We start from the raw sequence: 17,243 nt of genomic DNA on the forward strand, positions 1-17,243 counted from the left end.
CCGGGCGGGCCCGCAGGTCCCGCGCCTCGGCGTCGGCGGCGGCCAGCCGGCGCCGCAGGTCGGCCGCCTCGGCGCGGGCGCGGGCCAGGTCGTCCGGCGGCGCGACGTGCCGGAGCCGCTCGTATGCCCCGACCCAGCGCGCCACCTCCGCCTCGGGCAGCCCGCACGCCATCGCGAAGTAGCCGACCCGGACGCGTTCCCGGTCGCTGGTGGTGCGCCAGCGGTCCTTCTGCAGCATCGCGCTGATCGTGGCGTCGGGAAGCGTGCCCCACGACCGCTTCTCGATCTCCGACTGGCGGGGCGAGCCCGCCCACTCCCGCAGCCCCGCCAGCAGCCGGTAGAAGTCCCGGATGTCGCCGGCCGCCGCCGGATCGGGCAGCTCGCGGGCGGCGCCGAACGTCGGCATGGCCCACGGTTCGAACGTCACGGGGTGCCGCGAGACCAGCCGCCGCCACGGGGTCTTCGGCCGGTGGCTCTCGACGAGCCGGGCGGGCTTGCCGTTGCGGTTGCGCTCGAACCCGGCGCGCAGGTCGTCGCCCCGCTCCTCCCACATCGCCTGCTCGGCCGCCGCCCACCGCTCGCGCACCGCCGCCACGTCGCCGCCCTCGACGCCCGCCGCGGCCAGGCACGCGCTGACGACCTCCCACGACGGCAGCTCGCCGGCTCCGGCCAGCACCGCCCGGACCGTCTCCTCCAGCAGCCCCGTGCGCCGCGCCAGCGAGGCGGGGTCGGCCCCGCCCAGGCGGTCGACCAGATCACGGGTGAAGTCCGCCTTCCGGTCGAGATAGGAGTCCAACGCCCGCGCTCCGTCCGTCTCCCGCGTCCCCGTCCAGGCGCCCCTCACGGGGCGGCCTTCCATGATGCGGTCCGGACCGGGGACGGATCAGGGAGTTGTCCTGATGTTCGCCTTCTCGTCCCCTTCCGTACGAATATCGGTCCCGTCCAGGAAGCTTCCCGGAGGCGCCGCGGATTCCCGGAAGCCACCAGGAACCCGTGGAACCCACTAGGACATGGGGGAATCGGCCATCCCGCCGGCCGGTCCGCCAGGCTGAAGGCATGAGCCGAGGACTCAGCCACCGCTCCGTTTCGTACGCCGATCTGGCGATGGCCCGATTCCGGAACTGGCCGCTCAGGGTATGCCGCGCCGACTGCCCGCCCGGCCGCGCGCTGGCCCTGCGGGGTCTGCAGATCGTCCACTTCCACCACCGGGACCTGGCGGAGGTGTTCCTCACCCGGCGGGTCGTCCACCGCCTCAGCGCGACCCTCGCCGCCTCCGGCCGCGTGGACCTGTGCCCGGACGGCGACTGGGTCCAGGTGCACCTCGACGTCGACGGCGACCTGTTCCTGCTGGAGTCCCTGGTCAGCCTGGCCATCCAGGCCAACGACGACCCCGTCGTCCGCCCGCTGCACCGCACGTCCCCCGACTGCCCCCACGCGTGCTCCTCCGCCGCCCGGCGCGCGCAGCGGCCGCGACGCCCGGCGCTCGTCCTGCACGGCGCGCGCCCGGCCTCCTGACGCCCGCGGCCGGGCGCCCGGCGGGCCGGGCCCCCTGAGCGCTGCGAACACCGTGCAATAGGCTTGCACCAACTGTCGGGGCGGCAATGGAGGACGCGGTGTTCCGGAGGGAACCACTGGAGGAGCGCATCGCCCGGCGTCAGGCGGAGCTGCCGCCGCGCACGGACAAGCGCAGCCAGTTCGACCAGCCCGCCGCCAAGGTCCTGCTGATCCTGCTGGCGACCGTGACCGTCATCGGGCACGTCGTCGGCGGCGTCCTGTTCGCATTCGTCTTCTGAGCTCCTGATTCCTCCCGGCCGGACGGCCCGGGCAAGCCCGTGCTCTCCGCGCCGCGACCGCGACGCGTCGGCCCTGTCCACCCCGCCGTCGGCCTCCTGGTGACATGCTGGAGGCGGGCGGGCGTCCCGTTGGAGGAGCGGCCGGCCAGGCCGGCGGCGGCGCGGGCGGCCGGTGAGCGGCCGCCCGGCGGCCACGTGTTGTTGGTGGGAGGTTTCAGTGGCGAGGTCTGGAAAGATCATCAGGTTCGATGACGCCCGCGGCTACGGGTTCATCGCGCCCGACGGCGGCGGCGAGGACGTCTTCGTCCACGCCAACGAGCTGCTTGAGGACAAGGCCCTGTTCACACCCGGCACCGCGGTGACCTTCGAGGTCACCGAGGGCGACCGGGGGTTGAAGGCGTTCGCCGTGCAGACCGTCGAACGCCCGGCGCCGGCCCGGGTGCCCACGCCGTTCGGCGCGGCCCGCGAGCACGACGCGGACGACGACGTGTGCGACGTGCTGTCCATCGCCGAGATCACGCACGAGATCACCGAGGCGCTGCTGGCCGGTGCGGCCACGCTGACCGGACAGCAGATCCTGCAGGTGCGCCGTGTCATGACCGACCTGGCGGTCAAGCACGGCTGGGCGGAGGGCTGATCCCCTCCGCGCACGGCCGGGCCCTCGGAACGACTGCGGGCGCCCGGCCGCTTCCTGCTGCCCGCGCGCGGCCCGACGGCGCGGCCCTCGCCGCCGGGGGCCGGTTCCGGCGGCCGAAGGCCATGCCGTGTGCCTGCGAGTGGAGTCCGCGCGCCGGGCGTTGCTATGGTGGCGCCCATGTCCGGTCCCGAGGCGTCAAGACTCTAGCCACCGGTCGTCCGGTGGCTCGCCGACAGTCCCGTCGCACTGTGCCGTGCGGCCGATGACGCCGCGGCCTGCGAGCTTTGCCATCGGATCACCGTAAGGACCGTCTCCCACCCGTACTCTCGCCCTTCCGGCGGCTTGTGCGGGTTCTTCCGCGGCGGCCGCGCGATGCGGGCCGGACGTCGAAACCGCGTACCGCCCCGAATGGCGCGCGGCGTCGCGTCGCCGTTTCCGTGATGCGATGACGGAGTTCGCTGTGCCATTCGCGATTTACGTCCTGGGCCTTGCGGTCTTCGCCCAGGGCACGTCCGAGTTCATGCTGTCCGGCCTGGTGGAGGACATCGCCCGGGACATGGGCGTTTCCATCGGGACCGCCGGGACGCTGACGTCGGCGTTCGCCCTGGGGATGATCATCGGAGCGCCGCTGATGGCCGCCGCGGGCATGCACTGGCCCCGACGGCGCGCGCTGCTGGTCTTCCTCCTGGTGTTCATGGCCGTCCACGTCGCCGGCGCGGTCACCGCCGACTTCGCCGTACTGCTCGGCGCGCGCGTCGTCGGGGCGCTGGCGAACGCCGGCTTCCTGGCGGTCGCGGTGGCGACCGCGGCGGGTATGGCCGCGCCGAACGCCAAGGGCCGCGCCACCGCCGTCCTGCTCGCCGGTGTCACCCTCGCCTGCGTCGCGGGGGTGCCCGGCGGTGCCGTGCTCGGCCAGCTGTGGGGGTGGCGCGCCGCGTTCTGGGCGGTGGTCGTGCTGTCGGTCCCGGCCGTCTTCGCGATCGTCCGATCGGTGCCGGCCGGGGCACCGGACGCGGCGGCGCCGGGCGTACGCGGCGAACTGCGCGCGCTGCGCAGCCCGCGGCTCCTGGTGATCCTGCTCCTGGGCGCCCTGGTGAACGGGGCGACGTTCTGCGGCTTCACCTATCTGGCGCCGCTGGTCACCAACGTCACCGGCTTGGCGCAGACGTGGGTGCCGCTGGTGCTGGCGCTGTTCGGCCTGGGCTCGTTCGCGGGCGTCACCGCCGGGGGACGGCTGGCCGACACCCGTCCCCTGTGGCTGCTGGGATACGGCGGCGTCGCCCTGCTCGCCGGCTGGGCCGTGTTCGCGCTGTCGGCGAGCTGCCCGGCCGCGACGCTGCTGCTCGTGTTCGTGCAGGGAACCCTGTCCTTCGGCGTCGGATCGACGTTGATCTCCCAGGCCCTGTACGCGGCGACCGAGGCCCCGACCCTGGCCGGCGGCTTCTCCACGGCGGCCCTGAACGTGGGCGCCATGGTCGGCCCCTCGCTCGGCGCCGTCGCGCTGGATGTGGGCCTGGGCTACCGCTCGCCGCTGTGGATCAGCGCGCTGCTGGCGGCGGTCGCCCTGCTCACCGGTGTCATCGCGCTGACGCGGGGGCCGCGCCCGCGGACGATGGCGACTGCGCCGACCGACACCGCCGCGGCGGAATAGGCGGCGAGCACGCCCGGCCCCCGCCCGCCTCACCTCGGCGAGGCGACCGTGTCACGCCGGTCGGGGCGGGCGGCGGCGGGCTCAGTCGGCCGGGCGGCCGATCATGACGGGGAGGATCTCCTCGCGCATCCGCGTCTCGTCGGGCGGGACGCCGTGCAGCATCAGGTGCAGCAGCACCAGCGCCTGCCCCGCGTCGGCCCGCGCCTGCAGGTCGGGCACCGGGCCGATCACCCTGCGCAGGCGCTCGCGGGTGGCCGCCCGGACGGGCTCCACCTTGGCCTCGCGGACGGCGGCAGCCAGCTCGGAGCCGGGGTCGGTCAGCAGGACCGCCAGCAGCGGCGCGCCGCGGTGGCCGAGCCCCTCGGCCAGGTTCACCAGTCCGGTCAGCAGGTCCGCCACCGGGTCGTCGGTGGGCTCCACCGCGCGCGCCGCGGCCGCCGCCCGCAGCGCGTCGACCACCAGGGCGTACTTGTTCGGCCAGCGCCGGTACAGGGAGCCGAGGCCGACCCCGGCGTTGCGGGCGACGTCGGCGACGCGCAGGCCGTCGTAGCCGCGGGTGTCGAGCAGGGCCAGCGTCTCGCGCAGCACCGCCTGGTCGACGGCGGGGTCGCGGGGGCGGCCGCGGGGCTTGTGCTCGGTCACCCGGCCAGTTTAACGGAAACGTTGACTTCCGTATTTTGCCGCGCTATAACGGAAACCGTCGTTACCGAAACCAGTTCGAGAACGGAGCGCCGCCATGCGCGTCGTCATCACCAACCCCGCGGCGAACCCGCGCCTGTGCCTGTCCGAGGCGCCGCGGCCCGAACCCGCGCCCGACCAGGCCCTGATCAAGGTCGAGGCGTTCTCCCTGAACGCGGGGGAGGTCCGCCGGGCGATGGAGGCGACCGACGCCTACGTGCCCGGATGGGACTTCGCCGGCGTGGTCGAGCGGGCCGCGGACGACGGCGGCACGCCGCCCGCGGGCACCCGGGTCTACGGGTTCGTTCCGCAGGGCTCCTGGGCCGAGTACGTCACCGCCTCCGCGTCCATGATCGCCGAGATCCCCGACGGCGTCGGCGCCGCCGAGGCGGCGGCCCTGCCCGTGGCCGCCGTCACCGCGCTGGCCTCCCTGCAGTCGGCGGGGCCCCTGCTGGGGCGCCGCGTGCTGATCACCGGTGCCGCCGGCGGCGTGGGCCGGTACGCCTGCCGCCTGGCCGACCTGGCCGGGGCGCGGGTGTTCGCCGTCAGCCGCCGCCCCGACCTGCCGAAGCGGCTGCGCGAGGACGGCATCGCCGCGCCGACCGTCTTCACCACCATGGCCGAGGCGCGCCAGGCCGGTCGCTACGACGTGATCCTCGACGGTGTCGGCGGCGACTTCCTCGCCACCGCCCTGGCCGCGCTGGCACCGGACGGCGTCTGCGTCAGCTTCGGCAACGGAAGCGGCCGGCCCGCCGCCTTCGACCCCGTCGACTTCTACCGCACGCCCGGCGCGCGCCTGCAGGGCCTGTGGCTCGGCAACTTCATGACCGCGGACTGCTCGCCGATGCTCAGGCGGCTCGCCGGACTCGTCGCCGAGGGCCGGCTGCGCCCGCCGATCGACGACGTCCTGCCGTGGACCGACATCGCCGACGCCGCCGAACGGCTCGTCGGCCAGAGCGTGGACGGCAAGCTCGTCCTGACGGTCCGATGACCGCGCCCGCCGTGTCACCGTCCGCAGTGTCACCGCCCGCCGTGTCACCGCCTGCCGTGTCACCGTCCGTCGCGTCCCGTCGACCGCGTCCCCGTCCGGCATGAACGTCCTGCTGTGGAACCTGCAGGCCGTGCTCGCCGCGGTGTTCCTGCGCGCCGGTGCCATGAAGGTCCTCCGGTCGAGCGGCGAGCTCGTCCGGCGCCTGCCCGCGGTGCGGGACTTCTCGCCCGCGACCCTGCGGTTGACCGGGGCGGCCGAACTGGCCGCCGTCGCGGGCCTGCTCCTGCCGGGTGCACTGGGCGTCGCCACCGTGCTGACACCGCTGGCGGCCACCGGCCTCGCCGTCATCATGCTGGCCGCGGCGACCGTCCACGCCCGCCGCCGGGAACCGCGGGGCGTCGCCCTCACCGCCGTCCTTCTGATCATGTCCGTCATGGTGGCCTGGGGCCGTTTCGGGCCGTATCAGTTGTGACGTCCCGTGCGGCGTCCCCCGTGATGCCCCCTGTGCCGTCCCCGGCGCCCGCCGCCTGAGAAGGACTCCCCGGATTCGCGGCCGACCGGCCGTTCGCGCCTTTCCCCGATGGAAAGGCGAGGCGGCCGCTCCTTCCGGTCGGCGCAATGTCCGGGGAGTTCGCGCGTTTTCGCGCGATACCCGGCTTCGGCGGTGTCCAACTGCGGCAATGCGCGGTTGGACGAAACGGCGGCTTATGCCGGTTAGAGTGGGTTGGCCGAACCGGAAGACGGTGTCATGACGGAGGTGCCCAATGCCTATTCGGTCGGCCGAACACGGTGAGTTATTCGCCGGCGATATGGAAAGAGCGGTGAAACGCCTGCGGGCGGCCGCCCCGGCGGGCCGGGGCTGAGCGGAGGGAGCAGGCGCCATGGTCGTTGTCATGTCTCCCGACGCCACCGAGGCGGATCTGGAGCGGGTGGTCGAGATCGTCCGGGCGGCGGGGGCGCAGGCCTTCGTCAGCCGCGGTGTCTCCCGCACCATCGTCGGCGTGGTCGGCGACCACACCCGGATCGGCATGCTGAGCCTGCGCAACCGGCGCGGAGTGGCCGACGTGGTCCGCATCTCGGCCGAGTACAAGCTCGTCAGCAGGGAGCACCACCCCGAACGGTCGGTCATCGAGGTCGGCGGCGTGCCCATCGGCCCCGGCTTCCTGACCGTGATCGCGGGCCCGTGCGCGGTGGAGACCCCCGAGCAGACCCTGCAGGCGGCGCGGATGGCCAAGGCGGCGGGCGCGAGCCTGCTGCGCGGCGGCGCGTACAAGCCGCGCACCTCCCCGTACGCCTTCCAGGGCCTCGGCGAGGAGGGCCTGAAGATCCTGGCGGACGTGCGCGCGGAGACCGGCCTGCCGGTGGTGACCGAGGTGGTCGACGCCCACGACGTCGAGCTGGTCGCCGAATACGCCGACATGCTGCAGATCGGCACCCGCAACATGCAGAACTTCTCGCTGCTGCGGGCGGTGGGCGCGGCGCCCAGGCCGGTCCTGCTCAAGCGCGGCATGAGCGCCACCATCAAGGAGTGGCTGATGGCCGCCGAGTACATCGCCCAGCGCGGCAACCTCGACATCGTGCTGTGCGAACGCGGCATCCGCACCTTCGAGACGGCCACCCGCAACACCCTCGACATCAGCGCGGTCCCGGTCGTGCACCGGCTGTCGCACCTGCCCGTCATCGTCGACCCGTCGCACTCGGGCGGGCGCCGCGACCTGGTCCTGCCGCTCGCCCGCGCGGCCGTCGCCGCCGGCGCCGACGGCCTCATCATCGACGTCCACCCCGATCCCTCGATCGCCCTGTGCGACGGCGACCAGGCGCTCTGCGGCGACGACGTGGAGAAGGTCGCCGAGCTGACCGAGAGCCTGGGCGTGCTGATGGGCCGCGTCCCCGCCACCGGCCTGACGGCGACCCGGGACTGACCGCCTCGCGGGTGACGGGCCGGACGGGCGGCCGGCCCGTCACCCGTCCGCGACCGGTCGGGCGGCGGGGCGTCAGAGGGCGGCGGCCAGGGCGGTCAGCGTCGGGCCGAGCGGGGCGTCCAGCGTGAGGAAGGCGTGGGCGTCGCCCCGGGTCGGCCCCTGGTTGACGATCGCCACCGGGATGCCGTGCCGGTGGGCGCGGCGGACGAACCGCAGGCCGGACATCACCGCCAGCGACGAGCCGAGCACCAGCAGCAGCCCCGCCCGCTCGGTCAGCTCGTAGCACTCGCGCACCCGGGCCGGCGGCACGTTCTCGCCGAAGAACACCACGTCGGGCTTGAGTACGCCGCCGCAGTCGGCGCAGTCCACCACGCGGAACGCGCGGATCTGCTCGTCCGCCAGCACGGCGTCGCCGTCGGGGTTGATCGCGGCGACCCGGGCGTCCCAGCCCGGATTGGCCGCCAGCAGGCGCTCGTCCAGCAGCCGCCGGGGCGTGCGGCGGCCGCACCGCAGGCACACCACCCGGTCCAGGCCGCCGTGCAGCTCGATCACGTCGCGCGCCCCGGCGGCCTGGTGCAGGCCGTCGACGTTCTGAGTGATGATCCCGGCGATCAGCCCCCGGCGCTGCAGCTCGGCGACCGCGCGGTGACCGGCGTTCGGCCGGGCCCCGGCGAGGTGCCGCCAGCCCAGGAAGCTGCGCGCCCAGTACCGCTGCCGCGCCTCGGCGCTGCCGGTGAACGTCTGGTACGTCATCGGGGTGGCCCGCCGCCGACGCCCGGTCTCCCCGCGGTAGTCCGGGATGCCGGACTCGGTGGACAGCCCCGCCCCGCTCAGCACCACCACGTCGCCGTCGGCGACGTAATCGGCCAGCACCTCCAGGCGGCCGGAGACGTCCGGAGCGGGTGCGCGTTCTTGCGCAGCGGCCTGGGTCATTCCTCCATGGTGCACGACGAGGCGGCGTGCCGGTGCGGACGCCCGCCGGCCCCGGCCGCTGTTCGCCCACGGGGAATGCGGCCCGAACCCGGCTCCGGGCCCCGCCATCGTAGAGGTGGAGACCGGGTATCACTGCGGTGCTTACACGGAGGGCGACGGGATGTCAGACCTGCTGCAGCCGGGCGATCCCGAACGGATCGGCGAGTCTGGCTCTCCGGCAGGCTGGGAGCGGGCGGGCAGGGCGTCGTCTACGACGCCTATGGTCCCGACGGGACCAGGGTGGCGATCAAGGTGCTGCACGCGTCGCAGAACGCGCCCGACGAGCTGGCGCGGATGGCGGCCGAGGCGCGCGCCGCGCAGCGCGTCGCGTCCTTCTGCACCGCCCGCATCCTGCGGGTGCGCCTGGAGCCGCCGCGGCCCTACATCGTCAGCGAGTACATCGACGGGCTGAGCCTGCAGGCCACCGTCGACGGCGGCGACGGACGGCCGGGCCGCCGGTTCGCCGGGGACGACCTGCACCGGCTCGGCATCGGCATCGCCACCGCGCTGACCGCCATCCACCAGGCCAAGGTGGTGCACCGCGACCTCAAACCCGGCAACGTGATGCTGGGGCCCGACGGCCCCCGGCTGATCGACTTCGGGATCGCGCGGGTGCTGGACTCCGGCACCGCCACCGGCGGCGGGTTCGTCGGGACGCTGCGGTACATGGCGCCGGAGGTGTACGCCGGGCAGCGCGCCGACGCCGAGGCCGACGTGTTCGCCTGGGGCGCGATCATGGTCTTCGCGGCCACCGGCGAGCACGCCTTCACGGGCGGTTCGCTGCCCGAGATCGCCCACCGGATCCGCACCCACCACCCCGACCTGAGCATGCTGCCCGAGCGGCTGCGTCCCCTGGTGGCGGCGGCGCTGGCCAAGGACCCGCTGGACCGCCCGCCCGCGCGAGCGATCCTGGCGGCGCTCACCGAGGACCCCCGCGAGGGCACCGGCGATCTGCACGGCCTGGTCGCCGCCGGCGCCGCGCAGGCGGGCCTGCACTCGCGGTGGGAGCCGGGCGACCCGGCGCTGGGCAAGGTCGCCGAGGACGCCTACGTCTCCCTCCCACCGCAGGAGCGGATGCTGGTCCCGGAGGTGTTCCTGCGCTGCCTGGTGCCCGGCGAGGACGGCACCGTGTCCACCCGCCCGGTGCCGGCCGCGGAGCTGTTCGACCGCCAGGACCCCGCCGAGGTGCAGGCGCTGCGGCGCGTGGTGGGGGCCTTCCCCCGGCTGCTGACCGTGACCGGGCAGGGGCCGGACGAGCAGATCGTCCTGACGCGCCCGGCGGTGCTGCGGGCATGGCCGAGGCTGCGCAGCTGGGTCGCCTACGAAGGCGAGAACCTGGCCGTCCACCACCGCATCCGCCAGGCTGCGCGCACCTGGGCCGACCACGGGCGCCGCCGCAGCGACGTGCTGACCGGCGCGCACCTGGACGAGGCCGTGCGCCGGGCCACCGCCGCCGACCGCCGCCCGGTGCTCAACCAGCTCGAACGCGGCCTGCTGGACGCCAGCACCCGCGCCCAGGCCGTCCGCTCCCGCCGCGTCCGCGCCGTCGCTCTCGTGCTGGCGGTGACCACGGTGCTGTCGCTGGCGGCCACCGGATGGGCGGTGCGGGCGCAGCAGGCCACCGCCCGACAGCGCGACATCGCGGCCTCCCGGCAGCTGGCCGCGCAGAGCCGGCAGTTCGGCGCCACCCGCCCGGACATGGCCGCCCTGCTGGCCGCCGCCGCGTACCGGATTCGCCGCACGCCCGAAAGCCGCGCCGCGCTGCAGAACATCGTCACCGGGTCGTCCCGCGGCGTGCTGACCGGGTACCGCGCCCACGACGTCGCGGCCGACCGCACCGGACGCTACCTCGCGATCGGTGAGACCGACGGCAGAACCGCCCTGTGGGACGTGCGGGCGCATCGCCAGATCGGCAGGCTGCCGCGGCTGTTCTCGCCGAAAGGACAAAAGAGCGTCCCCGCGTCGGTGGCGCTGAGCCCGGACGGCAAGACCTTGGCCGTCTCGTCGGTCGAGTCGAGCGACGGCCGCCCGGTGCAGGGGAGGATGCAGCTCTACCGCGTGCCCTCGCTCCAGCCGTTCGGGCGTCCCGTTCCCGTGGCCTCGCCCTATGCGATGGTCTTCACCTCCGACGGCGGCGGTGTGGCCGTCGACGACGGCACGGCCGTCACGGTCTGGGACGTGCGGACGCAGAAGCAGCGCGGCCCGCGCGTGCAGTACCCGCGGGGCGTCGACACCAACGTCCTCCTCGCCCCCGGCACCGTGGCCGCCAGCAGCCTGACCGAGGAGGAGACGTTCGTCCTGCAGGTCTGGGACCTGGCGACCGGCCGGAGCACCGGCCCCTTCCCCGTGCCGGGCGAGGCCGTGGCGCTCAGCCCGGACGGCCGCACCGTGGCCGCGCAGGAGTACAAAGAAGACGACACCGAGCACGTCTATGTGAGCCTGTGGGACACTCGGACCGGCCGCCGGCTCGGAAACCGCGTGCGCGCGCCCGCCGGCGCGGAGCTGTTCAGCCCGGACGGCCGCATCGTGTTCATCGGCACGGAGCCGTGGGCGACCGCGCGCGTCATACGCATCGGCTCCATCGCTCCGGAGAACCAGGAGTCGATGAGCTTCGCCGCGTTCGTCGGCGAGCGCACCGTCGCGTCCATCGACGACGACTCGAAGATGGTGCGGCTCTGGGACGTCACCGTGCACCAGCCCGACCGCTCCCCTTTCCGCACCGAACCGACCCCGGTCGGCCGACGCCGCCGCCCCCGTCCCGCGGGCGCTCAGCCCGGACCGGCGCACCCTGGTCAGCTACCACCTGGAGTCGGCTGCGGGACCGGCGGGCTACCGGACCTGGGACGTCGCCACCGGGAAGCAGACGCGCCCTCTCATCCCCGCACCCGAGGACTTCTACCGCCCGGACCTGCTCGTCACCGGCGACGGCGGCCGCGTGATCGCCGCCGGCAACCTCTACGGCGAGATCCGGGTCTGGGACTCGGCGGCCCGCCGGTGGTTCAAGCCGGGCGTCGGCCACCAGGGCGCCGTCGACGCCATGGCCCTCAGCCCGGACGGGCGCATCCTGGCCACCGGCGGAGGCTGGATGACCGAGACGGCCGACTCGACCGTCGACGGCAAGGTGCGGCTGTGGGACCTGCGCAGCCGCAGGCCGCTCACCGAACGGGCGCTGTTCTCCTCCGACACGCCGGTGACCGCCCTGGCCTTCAGCCCCGACGGCACAACCCTGGCCGCCGGCATCGGCCGGACCGTCCGGCTCTGGAACGTCGCCGACCGCCGACCGCTCGGCCCTGCGATCGAAGCCCCCACCAGCGTGGTCGAAAAGCTCGCCTTCGCCCCCGACAACCGCACGCTCGCCATCGGCGCCGGCAGGGCGACCCTGCTGTGGGACGTCCGCGAACGCCGCCAGATCGGCGCGCCGCTCACCGGCCACACCGGCAAGGTGACCGCGCTGGCCTTCAGCTCCGACGTCGGCACCCTCGCCACGGGCGGTGACGACGGAGTGGCCAAGCTGTGGGACATCACCGGCCAGAGCCAGATCGGCGCGCCGCTCACCGGCCACGGCGGCGAGGTCGTCGCCTTGGCCTTCAGCTCCGACGGCGACACCCTGATCACGGCCGACAGCGGCGAGACCGTGCGGCGGTGGAACATCGCCATGCCCCCGAAACCGGAGTCCGTCGCGTGCGCCATCGCGGGGCGCACCCTCACCCGCGCCGAATGGGCCCAGTACGTGCCGTCCGGCATCGACTACCGAGACATATGCCGGGAATGACGCTTGCGCCGTGACAAGGAAAAGGCCGGACCCGTGGCGGGCTCACCCCGACGCCACAGGTCCGGCGGCGGCACGGAGCGTCACCGGGAGGGCGCGGCGGCCGCGGCGGGGGCGGTGCGGCGCCGGAGGGGCACCAGGTTGCCGCGCCGGCGGGCCAGCCACAGGAACACGACCGTCGCCAGCACGCAGAACAGGATCGAGTAGACGCTGCCCTCCGGACCGAAATCGCCGCCGCTGATCAGCTTCGGGCCGGACGTCGCGGCGTCCAGCAGCCCCTGCGGGGTGCCGTTGCCGGAGACCTCGGTGCTGAAGACGCCGCCCGCGGCGAAGTTCCAGCCGAAGTGCACGCCGATCGGCACCCACAGGGTGCGGGTGGCGGCGTAGGCGGCGGCGAGCATGCCGCCGGCCTCGATCGCGATGGCGATCGCGCCCCACAGGCTGGCGTGCGGGTTGGCCAGGTGCGACAGGCCGAACAGCACAGCGGTCAGCGTCAACGACAGCCACGTGCCGATGCGCTCCTCGATGATCCGGAACAGCACGCCGCGGAAGATCAGCTCCTCGGTCACGGCGGCGGCCGCCATGAAGCCGAACAACCCCGCCGCGCCCGTCGGCGACCCCAACCCGTCGACCGTGTAGTGACCGAGGAAGGCGATGTTGGCGATGACGGCCCCGAACAGCGCGACCCCGATCAGCGTCCCGACGCCCAGCGCGCCTGCCGCCCCCGTGCGGGCCACCTCCGCGACCTCGCGGCGCTCGGTCCGCCGCACCACCCAACCGTAGACCAGCAGCGCGAGCACGGCCGTCAGAAGGCCGAGGGCCAGCTCAAGCCACGCATTGCCCTCCACGGCGGCGACGCACTGACTGCCGGCCATCGCGACCGCCACGACGGCCAGAAGCTGCCAGACCAGTCTCATGAGCATCCCCTCTCGGATTCCGCGACCGGAGTGCCGCGGCTGGAGGGAACGCTATGGAGTCGAGGGCCCTCGAATCGTCACCGTCCGGTGGACATTTGCCTGTAGCTCGTACGGGGGACAGCCCCCACACCGGCACGTGGCCCATGGTCCGCTGACCGCTCCTCCGCCCGAGCGACGCCCGTCAATGCCTTCGACCCGGCCACTTGATCATTACAGGACGGGATCCTGTCCGTCGGCGACCCGGATGATCGTCTTTCCGGGCGTGCGGCGGTGGCGGGCGAACGCGGAGGGCGTTTCGGAGAGCGGCCGCACGGCGCCGACGATGGGGCTGAGCCGTCCGGCCCGCAGCCGCCGGGCGAGGCCGGTCAGCCGGGCGCGGTCGGGTTCGACGACGAAGAAGACGGCTCGCCCGGCCTCGGGCCGCACGGTGGGCGGCATGGCGATGGAGACGAGGGTGCCGCCCGGGCGCACCAGCTCCGTCGACCGCACGAGGACGTCGCCGCCGATGACGTCGAACACCACGTCCACCTCGCCGGCGTGCCGCAGATCGCCGGCGTCCAGAGCGATGAAGACCTGCGCGCCGAGCCCGAGCACGACATCGCGGTCCGCGGCCCGGCCGGTGCCGATCACCCGGGCGCCCGCCTCTCGCGCGAGCTGGACGGCGATCGAGCCGACACCGCCCGCGGCGCCGTGGACGAGAACGGTCTGGCCGGTCGTGAGGCGGGCGTGGTCGAACAGTCCCTGCCATGCGGTCAGCCCGGAGACGGGCAGCGCGGCGGCCATGGTGTGGTCGATGTCGGCGGGGAGGGGAGCCAGGTTGCGGGCCTCCACCGCGGTGTACTCGGCCAGGGATCCGTTGCGGGCCCAGTCGGCCAGTCCGAACACCCGCTGGCCCTCGGTGAGACCGGTGGTCCCGTAGCCGAGTTCGACCACGACTCCGGACAGCTCGTGCCCGGGAATGCTGGGTGTCCGGTCGCGGCCCGCGCGATCGCACCACGTGCTCGGCCAGTCGAGCTCTCCAGGAGTGAAGCCCGCGGCGTGCACGCGCACGACGACGTCGTTCTCCGCCGCATGGGGGTAGGGCATGTCGGTGAGGGCGAGCCCGCCGACGCCGGCGTCGCGATCTCGCACGGTGATCGCTTGCATGTTCGGTTTCCTTTCGACTTTGCCGGGAAGCGTGCCGACTGCGGAACATGTGTCCGGCGCCTACGCCGCCGCTTGGGCGGTGTGCGGAGCCTCTTTGTCCGTTCCAGAAACGTCCGCTCTAGAGCGCAATAGATATACGGCCGAATTCGTCACGGCAATACAAAGCTCTTAAGTCACGCCGTACCCCGCCTCAACACGACAAATCCGGTCATGGGGGGCAGAGGGACGGCATCGGCGCCCGCCACCGCAGGCCCCCTCGCACGCCTGACGGCGGGGCGGGGGCGGTGTGCCGGCAGCCCCAGCCCGGCAGATGCTCGCCGCCGCGCCGGTCCGGGGGTGCGGGGCGCCATCCGCCGCCACCGGCGTCCAGGGCCGGTGCACCTGGCGGTGGTGTGCCGTGCGGCGGCCTCACCGCCGGCCCGGAACAGATGAAAAGCGGGAGGCCGCCTGATCCGAGTACGACCGGAGACAGGATGTCGATCGTCGGGGGAACCGTCTGAGCCGGTTCTCCGCGGCCACCGCAATCACCCGACGATGAAGAAGGCCACCGCGCCGGCCAGGAAGCCCGCTCCGGCCACCAGGAGGATCATGTTCTGCAGCAGCGGCCGCACCATGTCCCAGGTGGTGTTGACGAGCATGAGCTGCGGCTTGCGCGCCGAATGCACCACCGGCACTTCGTGGCCCAGCGGGTACCGCTCGTCCATCTGCAGGCACGGCATGCAGGTCACCCGGTTCCCGTGCTGGTCATCGAAGGCGATGATCGGCGTCCAACTTATTCCCGCGTCGGTATTGGACACCTGGTGGTCCACCACCACGCCGTACGTGCGTATGCCGCGTCGCCATAGGCTCACCACGCGCGCCACGCCGCGTAGGTAGGCCGCTATGCAGCCGATGCCGAGCAGCCCGCCGATCAGGCAGACAAGCAGTTCTTCCGACATGCCGAACTACCCCATGTGACGTTCCCCTGTAAGAGGGAGACGCGTCCAGGAGCCCTGTGGTTCGGGGTGCGTCTCGGCCTGATGGATCGGAGGCGGCGGGGGCCCGACGTGCGGTGAACTGGACAAGGTGAACTGGACAAGGTGGACGTCGGTCCAGTCGTCGCCGATCGCCCGCACAACGGGCGGCGCGGCGGACGCCGGTCACCCGGTGGACAGGGGGGCGGAGGCGCTCAGCGCGCCGCGCATCTTGTCCAGGTGGGCGCCCAGCAGGCCGGCGTCGAACGGGACGACCGCGGACCGGTACTCCCGGCCCAGCGTGCGGAGCATGTCCATCCAGTCCCAGCTCGCGGACATCTCGGCGTCGATCGTGGCGAGTTCGGCCTGCAGCGACGAGTCGGACCGGGACCGGAACACCAGATTGCGCCACTGGCCGAGGAACCGGCGGAACGTCTCCAGCAGCCCGCCCGCCTCCGCGACCAGGTCCGCGGACTCGCGCAGCTCCTCGTTCACCCGCCGGACCTGCTCCGACATCTCCAGCAACCCGGACTCCGCGGCGTGGCACAGCAGCGGCACCGCGTGCAGGGAGTCGGGCGGCGCCGCGTTGTCGATGACCTCGGCCGCGAACGCGGCGACCATGTCGTTGTAGACCGTGGCCAGCGAGATCCGGAACCGCAGCTCCGCCACGTCGGCGCGCAGCCGGCCGAGGCCGGCGCCGAGCCGGGAGAGCGCGGTGACGGCGTCGCCCATCGGCGCGGCCATCACGCGGGCGACGTTCGCCAGGGTCGGCGCGGAGTCGGCGACCAGTTCCGACGCGTGCCTGGCGGCGTCCACCGATCCGGCGAGCCGCTCGGTGATGCCGAGCACGGTCGAGGAGGTCGAGGCGAGCCGGTCGCACAGGCTCTGGTAGGCGGTCAGCCGGTCGACGAGCCCGCCGAGCAGTTCGTCCAGGGCTTCGGCGCCGCTCAGGATCTCGCCGAGCACCCCGCCGGCGGGCCTGGCGAAGGCCGTCGTCACCAGGTGGCGGCGGGCGGAGACCTCGGTGGGCAGCGCGTCGAGCGCGAACGCGTCGAGGGAGGCGTAGCCGTGCCGCGCCAGCGCCGTCTCGATGGCGGCCAGCCCCGCCCCGGCGGCGTCGCGGCGCCCCAGCCCGCGGGTCCGCACCGCCTCCCGCTCCGCCTGGACCGCCTCCGCGTACACCTGCCTGATCAGGTCGAACTGCGGGCCGCGCGGGGCCATGCGGACCGACAGGTAGCCGTCCCGGACCGGGCTCATCACCGCGAACACCCAGTAGGAGCTGCCGTCCTTGGCCCGGTTCTTGACGTAGGCGGCCGCGGAGCGGCCGGACGCCAGGGTGTCCCAGATCCACCGGAAGGCGCCGCCGGGCATGTCGGGGTGGCGGACGATGTTGTGCGGCATCCCGGCGAGCTCGTCCCGCGAGTAGCCGGAGATCCGGACGAACACCGAGTTGCACTGTCCGATCACTCCGCGCCGGTCGGTGGTGGAGAAGAACAGATCCTCCGTCGCCACTGTCTTCTCACGGGCGCTATGAGGTGACGCATGGGCCTGCATCATTCGTCTCCGCTCTACCGGGCACAGGCGCGTCGGGCGCGTGTGGCGGCGCAACAGTCCACGACGAAACGTAGATGATTCACTCTGCCGAAACCAGCAGGAAACGTGTGATATGCGCCAATCTGGTCCGGTACGTACGCCGCTGCGGTGCCGGATCCGCGGAGCGCCGGGCTCCGGCGCCGCCCTGCGGCGGCGCCGGAGCCGTTCCGGCGGGGGATCAGCCGACCCGGTCCAGGTCCACGCCCTTGGTCTCCCAGCTC

Annotated in this window: 15 protein-coding genes and 2 pseudogenes; 10 read left to right on the plus strand and 7 right to left on the minus strand. The window is 73.7% G+C overall.

What is annotated here, in order from left to right:
- On the minus strand, positions 1-796 hold a 796-nt coding region (locus ABD879_RS27950), incomplete at its 3' end, for a hypothetical protein (RefSeq protein WP_345024640.1).
- A gap of 260 nt (positions 797-1,056) precedes the next feature.
- Here ABD879_RS27950 and ABD879_RS27955 point away from each other — a divergent pair.
- The 4 genes from ABD879_RS27955 to ABD879_RS27970 all read left to right on the plus strand — a co-directional run bounded on the left by ABD879_RS27955 (position 1,057) and on the right by ABD879_RS27970 (position 4,081).
- Positions 1,057-1,515 carry a luciferase domain-containing protein gene (locus tag ABD879_RS27955; RefSeq protein ID WP_345024641.1) on the plus strand — a complete coding sequence of 153 codons (459 nt, stop codon included), beginning with the start codon at positions 1,057-1,059 and terminating at the stop codon, positions 1,513-1,515.
- 98 nt (positions 1,516-1,613) lie between these two features.
- Positions 1,614-1,793, plus strand: a complete 180-nt coding sequence (locus ABD879_RS27960; protein ID WP_345024642.1) for a hypothetical protein — start codon at positions 1,614-1,616, stop codon at positions 1,791-1,793.
- A 217-nt stretch (positions 1,794-2,010) separates the two neighbouring features.
- The gene (locus ABD879_RS27965) at positions 2,011-2,430 is read left to right on the plus strand and encodes a cold-shock protein (RefSeq protein ID WP_345024643.1); all 420 of its coding nucleotides are present in this window, start codon (positions 2,011-2,013) and stop codon (positions 2,428-2,430) included.
- Between the two features lie 460 nt (positions 2,431-2,890).
- Positions 2,891-4,081, plus strand: a complete 1,191-nt coding sequence (locus tag ABD879_RS27970) for a Cmx/CmrA family chloramphenicol efflux MFS transporter (protein WP_345024644.1) — start codon at positions 2,891-2,893, stop codon at positions 4,079-4,081.
- 81 nt (positions 4,082-4,162) lie between these two features.
- Here ABD879_RS27970 and ABD879_RS27975 read toward each other — a convergent pair whose 3' ends face one another.
- Positions 4,163-4,723 carry a TetR/AcrR family transcriptional regulator gene (locus ABD879_RS27975; RefSeq protein WP_345024645.1) on the minus strand — a complete coding sequence of 187 codons (561 nt, stop codon included), beginning with the start codon at positions 4,721-4,723 and terminating at the stop codon, positions 4,163-4,165.
- Positions 4,724-4,817: 94 nt separating this feature from the next.
- Here ABD879_RS27975 and ABD879_RS27980 point away from each other — a divergent pair, with 94 nt between their 5' ends.
- The 3 genes from ABD879_RS27980 (at position 4,818) to aroF (ending at position 7,672) form a co-directional block, all read left to right on the plus strand.
- Positions 4,818-5,750, plus strand: coding sequence for a zinc-binding dehydrogenase (locus ABD879_RS27980; RefSeq protein WP_345024646.1), 933 nt, complete (start codon positions 4,818-4,820; stop codon positions 5,748-5,750).
- Between the two features lie 100 nt (positions 5,751-5,850).
- Positions 5,851-6,222: a DoxX family protein gene (locus tag ABD879_RS27985; protein WP_345024647.1), complete on the plus strand. Its 372-nt coding sequence runs from the start codon at positions 5,851-5,853 to the stop codon at positions 6,220-6,222.
- A 409-nt stretch (positions 6,223-6,631) separates the two neighbouring features.
- Positions 6,632-7,672 (plus strand): 3-deoxy-7-phosphoheptulonate synthase, encoded by a 1,041-nt coding sequence (gene aroF, locus ABD879_RS27990; RefSeq protein ID WP_345024648.1) that lies wholly within the window; start codon positions 6,632-6,634, stop codon positions 7,670-7,672.
- Between the two features lie 72 nt (positions 7,673-7,744).
- Here the strand turns inward: aroF and ABD879_RS27995 are convergent, their stop codons facing one another.
- Positions 7,745-8,605: an NAD-dependent protein deacetylase gene (locus ABD879_RS27995; RefSeq protein WP_345024649.1), complete on the minus strand. Its 861-nt coding sequence runs from the start codon at positions 8,603-8,605 to the stop codon at positions 7,745-7,747.
- Between the two features lie 75 nt (positions 8,606-8,680).
- Here ABD879_RS27995 and ABD879_RS33040 point away from each other — a divergent pair.
- From ABD879_RS33040 to ABD879_RS28005, 3 genes and pseudogenes are all read left to right on the plus strand, one after another.
- A pseudogene (locus tag ABD879_RS33040) lies at positions 8,681-10,030 on the plus strand (serine/threonine-protein kinase); the annotation flags it as partial.
- 1,549 nt (positions 10,031-11,579) lie between these two features.
- Positions 11,580-11,870: pseudogene (locus ABD879_RS33045) on the plus strand (WD40 repeat domain-containing protein); the annotation flags it as partial.
- Positions 11,871-12,086: 216 nt separating this feature from the next.
- Positions 12,087-12,416 carry a WD40 repeat domain-containing protein gene (locus ABD879_RS28005; RefSeq protein WP_345024652.1) on the plus strand — a complete coding sequence of 110 codons (330 nt, stop codon included), beginning with the start codon at positions 12,087-12,089 and terminating at the stop codon, positions 12,414-12,416.
- Between the two features lie 80 nt (positions 12,417-12,496).
- On the opposite strand, the gene ABD879_RS28010 is transcribed toward ABD879_RS28005, so the two are convergent.
- The 4 genes from ABD879_RS28010 to ABD879_RS28025 form a co-directional block, all read right to left on the minus strand.
- Positions 12,497-13,330 (minus strand): CPBP family intramembrane glutamic endopeptidase, encoded by an 834-nt coding sequence (locus tag ABD879_RS28010; protein WP_345024653.1) that lies wholly within the window; start codon positions 13,328-13,330, stop codon positions 12,497-12,499.
- 210 nt (positions 13,331-13,540) lie between these two features.
- Positions 13,541-14,476, minus strand: a complete 936-nt coding sequence (locus ABD879_RS28015; RefSeq protein ID WP_345024654.1) for an NADP-dependent oxidoreductase — start codon at positions 14,474-14,476, stop codon at positions 13,541-13,543.
- 524 nt (positions 14,477-15,000) lie between these two features.
- On the minus strand, positions 15,001-15,414 hold the full coding sequence (locus ABD879_RS28020; RefSeq protein WP_345024655.1) for a DUF3592 domain-containing protein: 414 nt from the start codon (positions 15,412-15,414) through the stop codon (positions 15,001-15,003).
- 201 nt (positions 15,415-15,615) lie between these two features.
- Positions 15,616-16,941, minus strand: a complete 1,326-nt coding sequence (locus ABD879_RS28025; protein WP_345024656.1) for a PAS domain-containing protein — start codon at positions 16,939-16,941, stop codon at positions 15,616-15,618.
- Positions 16,942-17,243: the final 302 nt, after the last annotated feature.

The organism is Actinomadura keratinilytica, assembly GCF_039539665.1.
GTDB lineage: Bacteria > Actinomycetota > Actinomycetes > Streptosporangiales > Streptosporangiaceae > Spirillospora > Spirillospora keratinilytica.